This window comes from Corynebacterium ihumii (assembly GCF_028609825.1).
In the GTDB taxonomy this organism is placed as follows: domain Bacteria; phylum Actinomycetota; class Actinomycetes; order Mycobacteriales; family Mycobacteriaceae; genus Corynebacterium; species Corynebacterium afermentans.
In genome coordinates this window covers 2,212,320-2,227,497 of sequence record NZ_CP063190.1, presented here as the reverse complement: position 1 = coordinate 2,227,497, position 15,178 = coordinate 2,212,320, and the positions used below count along the sequence as shown (strand labels likewise).

General features: G+C 64.0%; 10 protein-coding genes. 7 read left to right on the top strand and 3 right to left on the bottom strand.

The genetic code is table 11. The annotated features are described in order from the left end of the window. The first annotated feature begins 174 nt into the window (after positions 1-174). Positions 175-6,498 carry a DEAD/DEAH box helicase gene (locus CIHUM_RS10775; protein ID WP_034996611.1) on the top strand — a complete coding sequence of 2,108 codons (6,324 nt, stop codon included), beginning with the start codon at positions 175-177 and terminating at the stop codon, positions 6,496-6,498. 6 nt (positions 6,499-6,504) lie between these two features. Then, positions 6,505-8,841, top strand: a complete 2,337-nt coding sequence (locus CIHUM_RS10770) for a 3'-5' exonuclease (protein WP_034996609.1) — start codon at positions 6,505-6,507, stop codon at positions 8,839-8,841. Between the two features lie 48 nt (positions 8,842-8,889). Here the strand turns inward: CIHUM_RS10770 and CIHUM_RS10765 are convergent, their stop codons facing one another. Next, complete coding sequence (locus CIHUM_RS10765; RefSeq protein ID WP_148363809.1) at positions 8,890-9,777, bottom strand: hypothetical protein; 888 nt, start codon at positions 9,775-9,777, stop codon at positions 8,890-8,892. 132 nt (positions 9,778-9,909) lie between these two features. Then, on the bottom strand, positions 9,910-10,848 hold the full coding sequence (locus CIHUM_RS10760) for a GIY-YIG nuclease family protein (protein WP_034996605.1): 939 nt from the start codon (positions 10,846-10,848) through the stop codon (positions 9,910-9,912). A 191-nt stretch (positions 10,849-11,039) separates the two neighbouring features. Here CIHUM_RS10760 and CIHUM_RS10755 point away from each other — a divergent pair, with 191 nt between their 5' ends. The 4 genes from CIHUM_RS10755 (at position 11,040) to CIHUM_RS10740 (ending at position 13,149) form a co-directional block, all read left to right on the top strand. Further along, on the top strand, positions 11,040-11,426 hold the full coding sequence (locus tag CIHUM_RS10755; protein WP_034996604.1) for a hypothetical protein: 387 nt from the start codon (positions 11,040-11,042) through the stop codon (positions 11,424-11,426). Between the two features lie 223 nt (positions 11,427-11,649). Then, a complete protein-coding gene (locus CIHUM_RS10750; protein WP_034996602.1) occupies positions 11,650-11,874 on the top strand; it encodes a helix-turn-helix transcriptional regulator in 225 nt (74 codons plus the stop codon). A gap of 129 nt (positions 11,875-12,003) precedes the next feature. Then, entirely contained in the window at positions 12,004-12,198 is a 195-nt protein-coding gene (locus tag CIHUM_RS10745) for a hypothetical protein (protein WP_148363808.1), read from the top strand. A 306-nt stretch (positions 12,199-12,504) separates the two neighbouring features. Further along, entirely contained in the window at positions 12,505-13,149 is a 645-nt protein-coding gene (locus CIHUM_RS10740; protein ID WP_034996600.1) for a hypothetical protein, read from the top strand. A gap of 297 nt (positions 13,150-13,446) precedes the next feature. On the opposite strand, the gene CIHUM_RS10735 is transcribed toward CIHUM_RS10740, so the two are convergent. Further along, entirely contained in the window at positions 13,447-14,064 is a 618-nt protein-coding gene (locus CIHUM_RS10735) for a LysE family translocator (protein ID WP_262360341.1), read from the bottom strand. 299 nt (positions 14,065-14,363) lie between these two features. Here CIHUM_RS10735 and CIHUM_RS10730 point away from each other — a divergent pair, with 299 nt between their 5' ends. Beyond that, a complete protein-coding gene (locus CIHUM_RS10730; protein WP_148363807.1) occupies positions 14,364-15,170 on the top strand; it encodes a hypothetical protein in 807 nt (268 codons plus the stop codon). Positions 15,171-15,178: the final 8 nt, after the last annotated feature.

The window sequence follows — 15,178 nt, the reverse complement described above, 5'->3', positions numbered from 1 at the left end:
AAGAAAGCTTTTAACCATTTGTACCTCCGCCGAATGGCGGTTTTGGCGGGTGGCGAATCAACGGGCATCTGCGCGGCTATGGGTGTTTCACTAGGGGCTAGCTGTTGAGTTCCATGTGGCTGAGCAAACCTTTTGAAAGCCCTTTGCATCCATTGGTCTCTAAAATAGGTGCTCGTGTCTACCCTCATCCCCGTCCACGCATCGGAGCACGTCCTCGGGGGCGTCTCCGAGTATCTGGCCACCGCGTTTTCGCTTGCGAATCCGGAGACGTCTAACGCGCTGAAGGCGTTTCTGGAGGACACCGAGCGGGGTATGTTCCACGGTCCGTACGTGCGCACGCGGTTACCGTATGCGCGCGCGATCGGGTGGGACGGGATCCTGGACTGGATGCCGGAATGGTTCACGCCGTACCACCACCAGGCGGAAGCGTTCCGGCGCTTGCGCAGCCGGGATGAGCAGGGGGCGCGGCGCCCGGAGCCGACGTTGGTGATCACGGGTACTGGCTCGGGTAAAACAGAGTCGTTCCTCTACCCGGTGTTGGACCACGCAGCGCGGGCCCGAGCGGAGGGACAACGCGGCACCAAGGCGCTGCTGCTGTACCCCATGAACGCGCTGGCGAACGACCAGGCGGACCGCCTGGCCAAGCTGCTCGCCAGCGAGCCGGCGTTGGCTGGGGTTACTGCGGGTATTTACACGGGTGAGTCGAAGGGTACCGTCCGCAAGGTCACGAGGGATTCGCTGATCACTGACCGTGACCAGATGCGCGCGGATCCGCCGGACATCTTGCTCACCAACTACAAGATGCTGGACCAACTGCTGCTGCGCGAAGAGGATCGGGAGATCTGGAAGCGGTCCGCAACGTCGCTGCAGTACCTGGTGCTGGATGAGTTTCACACGTACGACGGCGCGCAGGGCACGGACGTGGCACTGCTGCTTCGTCGGTTGGGGTTGATGCTCAAAGCCCACCAGCCGGAGGGGTTCCTCGGTGAGTACGCATCCAATCCGCTGGGACGGGTCACGCCGGCGGCGACATCGGCAACGCTCGGCGGCAAAGACGACACGCAGAAGGTGCTTGACTTCGCGGGCACAATTTTCGGGGAGCAGTTCAGTGCGGACGCGCTAGTCGGCGAACGTACGCTGACGTACGAGCAGTGGGTGGACGAGATCGCGGAGACATTCGGAAGCCACTCCCCTACTCCGCTGCCGGACATCGACCAGATCAAGCAGATCAACAGCACGATTGCGGACGATGCCTCGGACCGCGACTACGCGGACGTGGTGCTTGAGGTCTTCCGCACGCAGCTGTGGGACGCCGGCGAGACGCTGGAAGAGATCATTGCGGCGTACGCGGTGCACCCGCTGACCCGCGCACTGCTGGAGGCGGCCAAAAACGCGGCACCGCTTATCGAGCGCGAAGGTGAGAAGGAAACGACGGTGCCGGCGGCGGTGCTCGGCGAGATTGTGGTGCGCAGCCTCAAGGAGGGCCCGGCGCGGGAGTTTGTCACCCACTTACTCACCGCGGTTGCGCACGCGCGAGCGTTGGCGGACGAGAAGTACGGCTTCGGCGGCAAGCGCTTGCCGGGCGTGGAAACGCACCTGTGGCTGCGTGAGGTCTCCCGCATCGAGCGCACGGTGACGCCGACTGAGGACGGCGAGGTGTTTCGCTTCGCGGATGACGGCCAGCTCGGCGGGGACGACGCTTCGGTGTGGCTGCCAGCCATCTACTGCCGCGAGTGCGGGCGCGCCGGGTGGATGACGGCGTTGGAGCCCGGCACGGACGCGGTGGTGCTTGGTGGCGGGGAGATCCGTAAGGCGAGCGTCGATAAGCCTGAGCTCGTGCGCCCTCTCATCGATGCCACCAATGAGTACCGCCGGGCGCTCAAAGACGGCAAGGAGATGAAAGAGTTCGGCGACGACGAGGGCAAGCGGGCCCTGATGTGGTTCCACACGCAGACCCGCACGCTGTCCGCGAGTGAGCCGGACGAGCGGGAGCGGGCGGAGGGCCTGTCGGTGCCTGTGATCACTTACGCCGGTCTCGACGCCGGCGAGTATGCCCGCGAGCAGGTGTGCCCGTCGTGCGGGGAGACCGACACCATCCGCTACATCGGCTCGCGTGTGGCCACGCTGCTGTCGGTGGGGCTGTCCAACCTGTTCGGCATGCCGCAGCTGGAGCAGGAGGAGAAGAAGACCCTCGTGTTCGCGGACTCCGTGCAGGACGCGGCGCACCGTGCGGGGTTTGTGCAGGCCAGGGCGCGCGCGTTTGGCATCCGCGCGCTGATGCGCAGCGTCGTCGCAAGCTCCGACAATGGAGTACAAGGTGAGGTCTCCGTGGCGCAGCTGCCACTGCGGATCCTCGAGCGCGCGGACGCCGCTGAGGACCCATTGCGCGCGCGGTTTGAGCTGCTGCCCCAGGAGATCGCGGAGACGCCCACGTTCCGCGCGTTCTGGGAGAAGGACGCTGACGATGCGTCCCGGCGCGCGGCCACCGCGGCGGTGCTGGAGCGCCTTGAGCTGGATGCGGCGCTCGAGTTCGGCCAGCAGGCGGACCTGCCGCGTTCCCTGGTGTCCACGGGTGCACTCACACCGCGGGTGGATGCGGATGACGCAGTGCTGCTCGAGGCGGCGGAAGAGGCGCTGCGCAGCATCGACAGCGGCCTGTTCGAGGTGGTGGACGCCGCCGACCCGCAAGTGCGGCTGCGCTGGATGCGCGGGCTGTTGGAGCAGGTTCGCGCACGCGGCGGCGTGTACACGCCAATGTTCAAGTCCTACCTGCAGGACGACGGCAACACGTGGCGCCTGCATAACCGCTACGCCAAGGCGCGCGGCATGCGCCGGTTTGCCAAGGGCGGCGCGCCGGAGTTCCCGCGCTCCGGGCCGGCGGTAGATGACAAAGACCGCGGCGTGACCCCGCTGGGCAGCCCGCGCGGGCGCTACGCGCGGTGGACCTCCAAGGTGCTGGGGATCGGCACCCACGACGCGGCGACGGTGCTCACCAACGTGTTCCGCGAGCTCGCCCGGCGCGAGGTGCTCATGGCCGTGTCCACGGACACCGGCGGCACGATGTACGCCATTGCCTCGCAACAGGTGGTGGTGGCTGGTGAAGGTGAGCCGGCGATGTTGCAGTGTGGAGTGTGTCATGCACCGTTGGGCGTCGATAGGCAACTGCGCTCGCTGCTCGCGGGCCTGCCGTGCCCCACGCCCGGCTGCCCCGGCGAGCTCGAAGACGAGCCGATCGAGGCGAACTACTACTCGCAGCTGTACACCTCCACCAACCCGCGCGCGGTGGTGGCGCGCGAGCACACCGGGTTGATCCCGAAGGAGGAACGCCTTGCGCTCGAGCGGGCGTTCCGCGGCGGCGCTGAGGCTCCGAACGCGCCGAACGTGCTGGTGGCAACGCCGACGTTGGAGATGGGCATCGATATCGGCGACCTGTCCACGGTCATGCTCGCCTCGCTGCCCACCACCGTGTCCTCGTACGTGCAGCGTGTGGGTCGCGCCGGGCGTCTCACCGGCAACTCGCTGGTGCTCGCCTTCGTGCAGGGCCGCGGGAGCATGCTGCCGAAGCTGAACCAGCCGCTGTCCGTCATCGCGGGCACCGTGGTGCCGCCGGCGGCGTTCCTCTCTGCCACTGAGATCCTGCGCCGGCAGACCACGGCGTATTTGGTGGACACACTGTCGTTCCGCAACAGCGGGCTGGATGTGAAGTTTTCTCGCGACGTGTTCAGCACCCGCAAGGTCTCGTTGGTCGAGGTGCTCGGCGAGGACATCGCGGCCGGTGTGGAGGACCGCGTGGACGCGTTTTTGGCCACGGTGACAGGGTCCGTGGACGCGGCCACCGTGGACGGGGTGCGCGCGTGGGCGTGCGGGCAGGGGCCCGACTCGCTCACGGGCGAGATGGAGCGCACCCGCAGACTCTGGGACGGCGAGGTCAAGGCGTTCACCACGCGGCTGAGCACCCTCCAAGACCAGCTGAGTGCCCTGGACGCCAAGGTGGACCCGAACGCGGGCACCGAAAACGCCGACGCCGAGCTGGAGCGCGACAAGCGCAGCACGAAGGCGGCGTACCACCGCACCGCCAAGGACCTCAACGACATCCTGCTCGGCGAACACTGGATCAGCTCCATGGAGCGCTACGGGCTGCTGCCCAACTTCACGCTGTTGGATGATGCGGTGGAGCTGTCCGTGGTGGTCTCCCAGCTCAACCCGACCACCATGCAGATCGACCCGGACTCCTTCGAGCTCTCCCGCGGTGTGTCCTCCGCGCTTCACGAGCTCGCGCCGGGCAACACCTTCTACGCCCGCGGCATCGCCGCCACCGTGGACGCGGTCGAGGTCGGCTTCAACGGCGCGGACATCGAGCGGTGGCGCCTGTGCCCCGAGTGCTCCTACGCCGAGCCCGTGCGCGAAGGGGCCGCCGGCGCGTGCCCCTCCTGCGGTGCGGACACCTTCGCCGACAACGGCCAGGTGCTGGATACGGTGCGCATGCGCCGCGTGTCAGCGGAGGTGGATCGTGGCAATGCGCTTATCGACGACTCACGCGACGACCGCCGCGAACTGAACTACCACACTGCTTTAAGCTTCTCCGTGCCGGAAGGCGGCCACGGCGGCAAATGGTTCCTCTCCCAAGGCTTCGGCGCGGAGTACCTGCGGTACGTGAACCTAAGCTGGTTCAACCTGGGCCGCGGGCCCGCAATGAAGCGCATCTTCGCCAACACTGAGATCGATGCGCCCATGTTCACCGTCTGCAACTACTGCGGGCACCTGGACTCGCAGAAGGGCACGAACTCCAAGTGGGACCACCGCCCCTGGTGCCCGAAGCGCAACGCCCGCGAGGAGGAGTCCGTCACCGTCGCGCTGTCTCGCACCTTGCAGACCCAGGGCGTGCTGCTGCACGTGCCGGTGATGCTCACCGCGGGCGACAAGGCGACCATCCCCTCGTTGACCGCCGCGATCAAGCTCGGCTTCAAGGAGGTTTTGGGCGGCGACCCGGACCACCTGGGTGTGGTCACTGTTCGCGTACCAGATGACCGCGGCGGCACCGTGGAGGCGCTGCTCATGCACGACAACGTCCCCGGCGGCACCGGTTACCTCTCCCAGTTCGCCTCGCCCGAAGACGTCCGCCGGCTGCTGGAAAAGGCGTTCACGAAGGTTGCGGAGTGCGCCTGCCAGGACGACGAGCGCCTCGCCTGCCCCGACTGCCTGTTGCCGTACACCCGCTGGCAGCAGATCGACGTCACCTCCCGCGCCGCCGCGGAACGCGCGCTGCGTGCGATTTTGACTAACCAGGACCACCCCTCGGCAGAGACCGATCCCCTGCAGGTGACGTGGGAGCCGCAGACGGAGGCGCCCCAGCTGGATCAGTCCTCCAACCTGGAGGTGCGCTTCCGCGAGATGCTGCGCGAGGCTCTGGAGGCGCGCCACGCCACCGTCAAGGACATCGCCAACGCCGGCGGTGTGGAGTGGCACATCACGTTCTCGTCCGGTGAGGAGTGGTCCATGCGCGAACAGCACGACTACGGCTACACCCGCCCGGACTTCCTCTTCCAGCACCGCCGTAACCCGCTTGTGCGGCCGGTGGCCGTGTACACCGACGGCGCCGCGTTCCACTTCAGCCCGCAGCACTACCGCTTCCCCTCGGACATCCAAAAGCGCAACAGCCTGCATCACACCGATAAGCAGATCTTGCCGTGGAACGTCACCGATGCCGGCCTGGACTGGTTCGCGCAGGAGGTGAAGGTCGGTGCCGCAGCACCGACGTGGGTGAGCGAGAAAGCGGAGAAGCGCACGCGCGCGATGGAGGGCATCGGCAACAACGAGATTGCTTTCCTCAAGGCCTCCCCCATCACCCAGCTGCTGACCTACTTGGCGGAGCCGAACAGGGCCTCGTACGCGCTTATGGACGAGGCGTTGCTGCGGATGCTGAGCGGGTCGCTTCGCCCCTCGCGCATCCCGGGTGGTGGGCGCCTGACCTTCCGCAGCGAGGTCCATTTCGACGGAACCCTGGCGGATGGTGCGGTGGCTCTGCGCCGCCTGCACGTCGACGCCACCGAACCCGGCTCCATCACCACCGACAACTGGCGCGACTTCCTGCGCTTCGCCAACATCATGTGGCTGGCCAACAACGCCGTCACTGTTGCGGTTGGTGATGGTGAGATGGTTGGGCAACCGGAGGTCGTCGAGAAGCAAAGTGCCGTCGAGACCGCGGTGAGTGGGCTGTGGGCCGAGGCGATCGAGGAGTTCGAGGACGAAGCCGACGTGGCCGGCGCGCTGCGCACCCTCGTGGACGCGGGAGCGGCACCGACCGAGGAGATCGGCGAGGAAATCGGCTCCATCCCCACCGCCGTGTCCTGGACCGAGCTGCGCATCGCGCTGCTGATCGAACAGGACGCCTCCTACGCGGGTGCCGAAGCCAAGCTTCGCGAGCAAGGCTGGACGCTGCTGTACCCCGATACACTCTCGCCAGAGACGATCCCGGCCGCGCTGCTGGGTAAGGAGTAAGACACCATGGTGACGTTTAGCCTGTACAGCGGGTTGGACCTCGACGGCGCACTGATGAAGCCGACGATGAACTTCCTGCAGAAGCTGTCTGCGGACCCGACGAACCCGTCGCTGAAGATAAAGACGCTCACGAACGCCGTGGACAAGCGCGTGCGCACCGGCCGCATCAACGACCAGTTCCGGGCGGTGCTCTTTGAAATCCGCGACCAAGACACGCACCACTTCGTGCTTGTGGACGTGGACTCGCACGACGAAGGCAACCTCAAGGCCGAGCGGTTGGACCCCGCGCGACTACGTCTGGACGTGAACCCGATCAACGGTATTACGACGTTGATCAAGGAAGACGCGGTTGAGAGTGTTCAGTCTGTCGAGGACTCGCAGGCGAAGGCGGAAGCTGCAGCCCAGGCCGCGCGTGAACTGGCGGCGCAGCAGGGGGTTGTTGCGGAGCTCGCGGATAAGCCATCGCCCGCGCCCCGTGAGGCGCTGGAAGGGCTCACGCCTTCGATGCTGTGGGACGAGCTGGGCATTGATCCCGCGCTGACTGAGCAGGTGCTCGCACTCGAGTCCGAGGACGGGCTGGACGCGCTGCTTGCGCCCCGGCCGAAGTGGGAGCACGAAGCGGTGCTCGCGCTGGTGGCGGGGTACTCGGTGGAGGAAACGCGCGAGTCGCTGGGGCTGCGCAAGGTCTCGGCTGCGGAGGCTGCCGAGTCCGAGGATGCGCGCCTGCTGGCGGGCCTGCGGCAGGCGGCTGCGGAGCTGGAGTTCGCGTACGTGGACGACGTGGAGACCGAGTCTCTGCGCAGCGTGATCGAGTCCGGCAATTTCGACCAATGGCGCGTGTACATCCACCCGGAACAGCGCCGTATGGCGGAGAACTCCTACTCCGGGTCCGCGCGCGTGTTCGGCGGCGCGGGTACCGGCAAGACGGTGGTGGCGGTGCACCGCGCGAACAACCTGGCTGCGGGACATATTGCGGGAGCCGGCCCGCGCGTGCTGCTGACCACGTTTACCAAGGGTCTGGCGCAGGGGTTGAAGTCCCAGCTCAACGCGTTGAATCCCTCCTACCCGGAGGCCGGCGAGCCCGGCGAGGACGGCGTGTGGGTGGACAACATCGATGCCGTGGTGCGCAAGGTGGTCTCCCTCGGCTCTGTGGAGGAGACGGAAGAGGCCACCCGGCGCGTGCTCGGCGTCACCGCCCCGCGCGTGCGCCCGTACACCGACATGGCAGCGCGCCAGGTGTGGGAGGGCGCGGTGGAGTCCGCCCCGGAGGAGCTGCCGCGCGAGATTGCTAATGAGGCGTTCCTGCAGGCCGAGTACGAGACCGTGGTGCTGGCCAATGGGATTGTGTCTTTGGCGGAGTACCTGAAGGTTGCGCGCACCGGTCGCGGCACGCCCCTGAACCGTAAGCAGCGCAAGCAGGTGTGGACCGTGCTGGAGTCGCTGATGCAGACCCAGGCCATCGATGGCCAGCTGTTCTGGCCCACCATGTCCGCCGTGGGCGCGGAGATTTTGAACGTGCGCTACGAGCGCGGCGGCGGGTCGCTGTTCGACCACGTCGTGGTCGACGAGGCCCAAGACTTCAACGCGGGGCACTGGCGGTTTTTGCGCGCGTGTGTGGCGCAAGGGCCTAACGACGTATTCTTGGCCGAGGACTCCCACCAGCGCATCTACGGCCATCCGCTGACTCTGTCGCACTTCGGCATCTCCACCCGCGGGGGAGCATCTCAGCGCCTGACGCTGAACTACCGCACCACCAAGGAAAACCTGGATTACGCGCTGCGGATCCTGGTCGGCGGCGACATGGAGTTCCTGGACGCCGAGGGTGATAAGGATTCCGTCGGGCAATACCGCTCCGCGAGGTCCGGCCCAGCGCCGATGATCGTGACCGCGGCGTCCGAGGACGAAGAATTCGCCGTAGCCGCTGGCTTGATCAACGTGTGGCTGGAGGAAGCGGAGCGTGCGGCCGAGGAGGGCACGCATAAGGAGGTCCGCGTCGGCGTGATGTGCCGCACCCGAGGGCAGCTCTCGCGTGTGGTCTCCGGTCTTGCCGACCACGGCATCGACGCCGTCCAGACCAAAAACGCCGAACTGGCCTCCCACGAGCAGGTCAGTGTGATGACCATGCACGGCGCCAAAGGCATGGAGTTCACCCACGTGATCCTCATGGGCGTGGGCAAAGAGATCATGCCGCTGCGCTTCCGCCTGAAGAACCTCTCCGAGGAAGACGCCCGCGCCGCCCTGCAACGCGAGCGCTCGCTGCTCTACGTGGCAGCCTCGCGCGCCCGCGACGCGCTGGTGGTGACCACGGTCGGCGAGCGGTCGGAGCTGCTGCCGGAGGGTTAGGGTGGCATCACGATCTATTGGAAAAGGCGGTTTCGACCGAAAAGATTCTTACTCTGAACTCTCAGAGTTCTCATTGCCTATCGCGTCAAGAAGTGCGTCAGCGCTGCTGTACTCCATAACCACGTGCTCGAAAAAGGGCTCAGGGCTTAGCCGCAGATTGACGGTTGCTTCGTAAAGATAGGGGATCTTAACGGTGGTGCTTGGTTTAGCACGGAATAGTACAAAGTTGATTCTCTCCTGCGCATCCGCCACCCAGCGAGTCAAAATAGAGAGTTGAACAGCCACCGCAGAGGACGGTGCGAAAACTGGGTGGGCATCCTCTAAGTCGATCCAGTTTAAGATTATGGTCTCCAGATCGATTGGGAAATCGCCCGAAGTTGCTGCGTCGAGTGTCTGTTCAGCGATGACCTTTCGGAGAATGATTAGGTCTTCGACAAATTTTGGGACCGGCTCGTTTCGTGCGATTTCACACCACGCGTCATAGAGCTCAGGGGTTCTATCCGGTACCGTAAGCGAATCGATATTTTCATATCGCCCCGCTCCAACAGAGAATCTGTCGATGAGCTCCAATAACTTTGCCTCTTGGCTAATAGTCGGTCGAGCAAAAAGCTCGGAGCTGAATCCAGCAGGGAGCTGAATAGCTTCTACAGCATCCAACAGTTTGGATATCTTGTGACCGTATCTCCGAACCGGAGTGAAGGAGTCACCATGGAGCAGTCCAGAGATGCTGATGGTGATTTTGGCTAAGCGTTCCAGGCCTGCGGTGAAATCCAGCAGCCCGAGGTAAAGCGGGCTAACCCACCCGACGGGCCTTAGCCCGATAATCTCCTCAACGTAAACGCAGCAGAGACGCTGTAGGCCTTCCTGGATCATCCTGCTGGCATTTAAGTTCTCGAGAATCAAAGCTCGCCAAACGGGGGAGACCATATAGTTCATGACCTAAATGGTAGAGGGATCCGCTAGTTTAGAACTGAGCTTTAAAGGTCTGCAGCAGGGGGGCAATATGCGGTCGTTCTTAGCCTTTCGCAGGCTTTAGGAAAAACGCGGTGCCGTGCCCGACAGCTGACCTTAATCGAACCGATCAGCTTCTTTGCCCTCGCGGTCTTCCCAGGCTGCGAGCGTGGTAGACGGCTCATCCTGCAGGTGCCACATCGTTCTGCCATTTGCGGCACCGCCCACCAGGAACGCCGCTGCGGCGGATGGGCTGGTGAACTCCAAGTCAGAGGTCAGCGTGTTGTCCTGGATCTGGTCCGCGTAGCGCTCCCGGGTGGCGTGGACCCCTCGCGGGGCGCTCGGACGCAGCTCCGGGCGCAACGTGGATCCCTCGAGGACGAGGAAACCGGAAGTGGTGCGCTGGCCCAGGCCCTGAACACCTTGGCTGAGAACAGTGAGCTCGAAGACCGGTTCCTCATCATCGCTCGGGCGCGCCGGGTCTGCAGCCGTGTTGGTCGAGGTGCGGGTCTTCGACGAAGTTGCCTTCGGCTGGAAAGCGGAAACGCCCAGAGCGCTGATGATGAGGTTGGTGTTCTCGATGAACTCGTCCAGCTCCGCTTGGGTCTCCTCGCTGACACTGCCAGCGGACGGGGTGTTGCCGTTGGCGACCTCGTAACGGTCCGCCCTAATGGCGCGCTGGTGGAACGCGTTTTCCAGGAAGGTGATCTCGGTGGCGCCCCAGGAATCGTCAACCACAACCACGTAGATGATGCGGTTGAAAAAGTCTTTGTCCGCGCTGCGTGAATGCTCGGCGGCCCTTGCAAATGCGACGCCGTTCTGGCGGGGCGCGGTTTGGCCGATGTAGATGCGCGGCTTGTCCGTCTCCGGGTTCGTGCCAACAAGGAAATACACCGCGGGGTGGTTCAGCTCCGGACGCCCTCGGAGTTCTTCAGAATTGAGCTCGGTGCGCGGGATTGAATAGACCCGGCCGACCCAATTTCTAATCGAGGCCTTGATCGGCCCGTCAGCGGTGCCGTCCATCATGAAAAGCTGCAGCGTCTTTGGCGAACCCATGCAGTTGAGCGTAATCCGAAACTCAAGCTGACTCAGCTTGAGGTGGCGGAGGTCGTCGATGCGTCATCCCGTGCGGACTCCGCATTGCGCCGTGTGGGGCCTGCCGAGATTCGACAGTTGCGCAGCGCCATCAGTTAAGCCGGGGTCGGCAATGCCGAGGAAAACTGTGGCGCGGGAGATAGAGTGTTCCTATGAAAAAGTTTCCTCTCCTTGCTGCAACAGCAGCACTACTCATCACAACACTGTCCGCGCCTGCTGCTAACGCCGAGCTGACCCCAACTGAGCGGGACCAGTTCCGCACCGATCCCGTCGGGGCGATTGCTTGGCAAGCTATTAAGGGCTCTTCGGAATACGTGCGCGCCGATGGCAACACCATGATGGCCGCGTCCTTCTTCTCCATGACTTCGCCCGGGGAGAGTATCGGCCTGCCAGCCCTGGAGAACTGCGCCGAGCGCGTCGGCTCCTCTTCGCCGGCAGGCGGTGTGCGCTACGTGGCGGCAGCCCTGTGCGCAACCTTCGACCCGAATGCCCGCAGTCAGGTGCAGCGCGGTGACTTTGGCTACGCGCCGCTGGGCTAAGCCGGTGCGTAGATAGGCAGATCGCTGCGTGTATGCGGCCGAGACCACCCTGCCAGCTTGCCATCGGCGGAACGAACGTGCCGATCTGAAATTGAGGGCGCGTGCCTCCAAGTCGGAGCGAACACACCGAAATGCGCTGTTTTGCGCTAACCTCACGGCCTATAGGAACAGATTCGGTGCGAACGTTCCGTAACAGCATACGGTCAGCGAGGAGACGTGACACGTGGACATAGAGGCACTCGGCAGCTTTGTGCGCGCCCAGCGTAAGGAGCGGAGGCTGACCCAACTGGAGGTCGCCGAGCTTGCCGACGTGTCGGACCGGTTCCTTCGGGAGCTGGAGCACGGTAAGCCGACGGCCGAGATTGGCAAGGTGATCGACGTTCTTGCCGTGCTCGGGTACGACCTTGAACCCGTCGTGCATAGAGCTGACGAGCTGGGGCGATTTTGAGCGTCGCCCTCGGCGGCCTCCACATTGCGGACAAGTGGGTACGCACCAACTGTTTGAGTCCGCCAAGTTTTGAAACTGCCGGACATGGAGCTATTGCCTGAAGCGTTGACGCTCAATAGGCTCTTCGGCATGAGCACCTCCATCAATCTCTCCTCGAACATTCTCGAGGCAGCCAAGGTGGCGGCTGTAAAGAGCGACCTTCGTCAGGCGCTGGGGCGGTCTGGGGAATCGGCGGGGTCAAATGCTGCGGGTGAGCTACCAGCGTACGACTGCGGTGGGCCGCCATTGGTCGATCTCGATGACAAGGGCGCAGACTGGCTCTAGCAACTCCGCATTGCGGACAATTGGGTGCGCACCAACTGTTGGGCGTTGGAAACCTTTGGTGCGTCGATAGGCGGATGTCCACTGAGATGAGCACGTGAGGGGCTGTGCTCGCGCGGGGTGCGACGTAGGCTGCGCGGCATGGGGATGAAAACTTGGAAAATTGGGGCCAAGGCGGCGGGAACGCACGTTGGGGGCCGGGTAATTGTTGCGAACCGTTTCGATGAGATTGACGCTTCTGGGCGGGAGCTTGGGCAAGCGGTTGTTGCCGGACTAAATCGGGCGGCCAGAAAGTGTCGGACGGTCAGTATGAAGCAGCCGGAAGCAGGTGAGGTGGCTGAGCACCTCGCAGGCATTGCCTTGATGGCTGGCTTGCCGCTGCTGCTGATGCGGCAAGCAACAACCGTCGAATCAGCGGGCTCGGCGGCCAGGTTGATGGTGGAGATCAGCGGGGAGGCGCTCACACAGGAACCGCGGTTTGCTGGCGTATACGGGCTAGCGATCTCCGCCCGGGAATGCGCCGACGCCGGCCGTCTGGACATGATGGGGCCGTTTTGCGACACCATCTCCAGCGTGTTGCCGAAACCTCTCTCCCACGCGGGCGAGGCGGATCGCGCGATGCGGGTGGAAATCCGGGAGGTTGAGTTCCCGGAACCTAGCGCTGAATTGGCTGGCGACGGCCTGGCCGAGATGGGCCTGAACTACAAATGCAGCGAGGTAGATGGCAGCGAAATCGGTAAAGACTCCGGCTCAGCGTACTTCCCGCTACCGCTGTTTGCGCCGGGGACGGCGGAACCGCGCGTGGTTATGGAGATGTGGGTCGATGGCCTGCAGGTGATCGTGGACCTCGAGGCGAAGCTCGCTGGGTACGGTGCCCTTCGGGACATGGTCTATGCCGTGGAGGAGGTTGTGCAGGCGCACCGGCAGGGGCGGGCGCGCGTGCGACCGGCGTGAGGGGGTCTGAGCCGGGCACCGCTTTAACCGTCGATAAGTTTGGTGTTCGTGAGCAGCCACCGAAGATAACTACATAAGTTTGGTAGACGCCCTCGTATGCACTGCCCGAAATGCTCTGGACAGGCTGGAAGACGACGGACTCGTCACCTCCGCGCAGTTGGATAAACGCCATCGTGGGTAGCGCTACCCCGACGTTCTCGCGTTGCTCGACGAGTTCGCCGAGGCCTCCGGCCGGGACGGTAGCGTGGCGGGCGGAGGAGCCATATTTCCTCGGCTCGATTGTGTTGGTCAAAGCCTTCAAAGAGAACGTAAGCCCTCAAAAAGGATAATCACACCCAGCAGAAGGAAGACCACACCGCTGACAATATCCACCCAGGCGGAGTTCTTAGACATCCACTTCGCAACCGCGCGGGTAGCCAAAGCCACACCCACTAAGAGCACGAGGCTTTCCAGAATCAATACGGCACCCACCATGAGGTTGGCACCGATGCCCATGTCGGGATCAATGAAATTGGCAAAGATGGCGCCGAAGAAAATGACCACCTTGGGGTTCGAAAGATCGCAGATAAATCCCATGCGAAAGGCGGTGGCCGCCTTGATGATGCCGTCCGGTGTAAACCCGCGCGGCTGCGGGGCGCGGGTTTCGGTACCCACTACAGTTGCGGGCGCGCGGCGCTCCTTGATGCCACCGGTAATTGCGGTATAGGCCATCCACAGCAGGTAACTGCCACCGAGAACCTGCATTGCCACGAGGATGCCAGGGTGCGCAGAAATCAATGCGGACAGCCCCGCCAAGGAGGCCACGGTCCAGATGGTAAGGCCGGTGGTACTACCCAGCGCCGCCCATACGGCTGCGCGGGTAGAGCGCGCACCTAAGCGAATGATTTGCATTACGTCTGGGCCCGGCGACGCCATCGCCGCGAACCACACGCCCATAAGGGTCACTAGGGCGCTAAAAGCCACCTAACACCTCCCTGCTAATGGATTTGCGCATGACACTATAACGGCGCTCTCACCTGCAGCGAAACAGATAAGTTCTGTGATATAGAAATCCGCCACCTGCCCGAGGGCTTTGCGGACTCCGCATTGCGGACAACTGGGTGCGCACCAACTGTTGGGCGTTGGAAACCTTTGGTGCGTCGATAGGCAAATGTCCACTGAAATGAGCACTCGAGGGGCTGTGCTTGAGCAGGCTGCCCCGTAGGCTGCGCGGCATGGGGATGAAAACTTGGAAAATTGGGGCCAAGGCGGCGGGAACGCACGTTGGGGGCCGGGTAATTGTTGAGAATCCGGGGCGCGAGCTGAACGCGACTGCGCGGGCGCTCGGGCAGGAAATTGTGGATGCCGTGAACCGCACGGCGAGGCAGTGGCGGACGGTGGACAATAGTCAGCCGGTCACCGGGGAGCGCGCTGAGGAGCTGGTCAGCTACACCGTGATGGCTGGCGTCCCGTTGATGATGCTGCGCGACGCGAGGACTGCGAACAGGGCGGCGCGTGCTGCGGGGATGCTCGCGGAGATATGTAGGGAAGCGATGGCTCTTGAGCCGAGGTTCGCTGCTATCTACTCGCTTGCTGTCACGGCACGTGAGCAGGCTGAACAGGGGATCATGGAATTTATGCCGGTGCTGTGCACCAGCATCTCGTGGGCTCTGCCCCAGCCGGTGCGTCTGGGCGCTGTAGCCCATGCAATGCGGGTCGAAATCAGTGAAGTGACGCTTCCGAAACTTGGAGGCCCGAAGCGCGCAGGTCTTGCGGGCATGCGCATGGATTTCGAGTGTGAAGAAGTTCGCGGCGTCGAGATCGTGCCCGAGCCCAGCACCATCTACTTTCCGCTGCCGCTGTTCGGACCCAACAAGGCGGAGCCGGACGTGGTGCTGGAGATGTGGGTCGGCAGCGTGCAAGTGACGGTGGATCTGTCCACGAAGCGTTCCGGGTTCGGCGCGCTGCGGGAGATCGTGTACGCGGTGGAGAAGGTTGTGCAGGCGCACCGGCTAGAGCGGGCGCGCGTGCGGCCGGCGTAGGGGTGGCT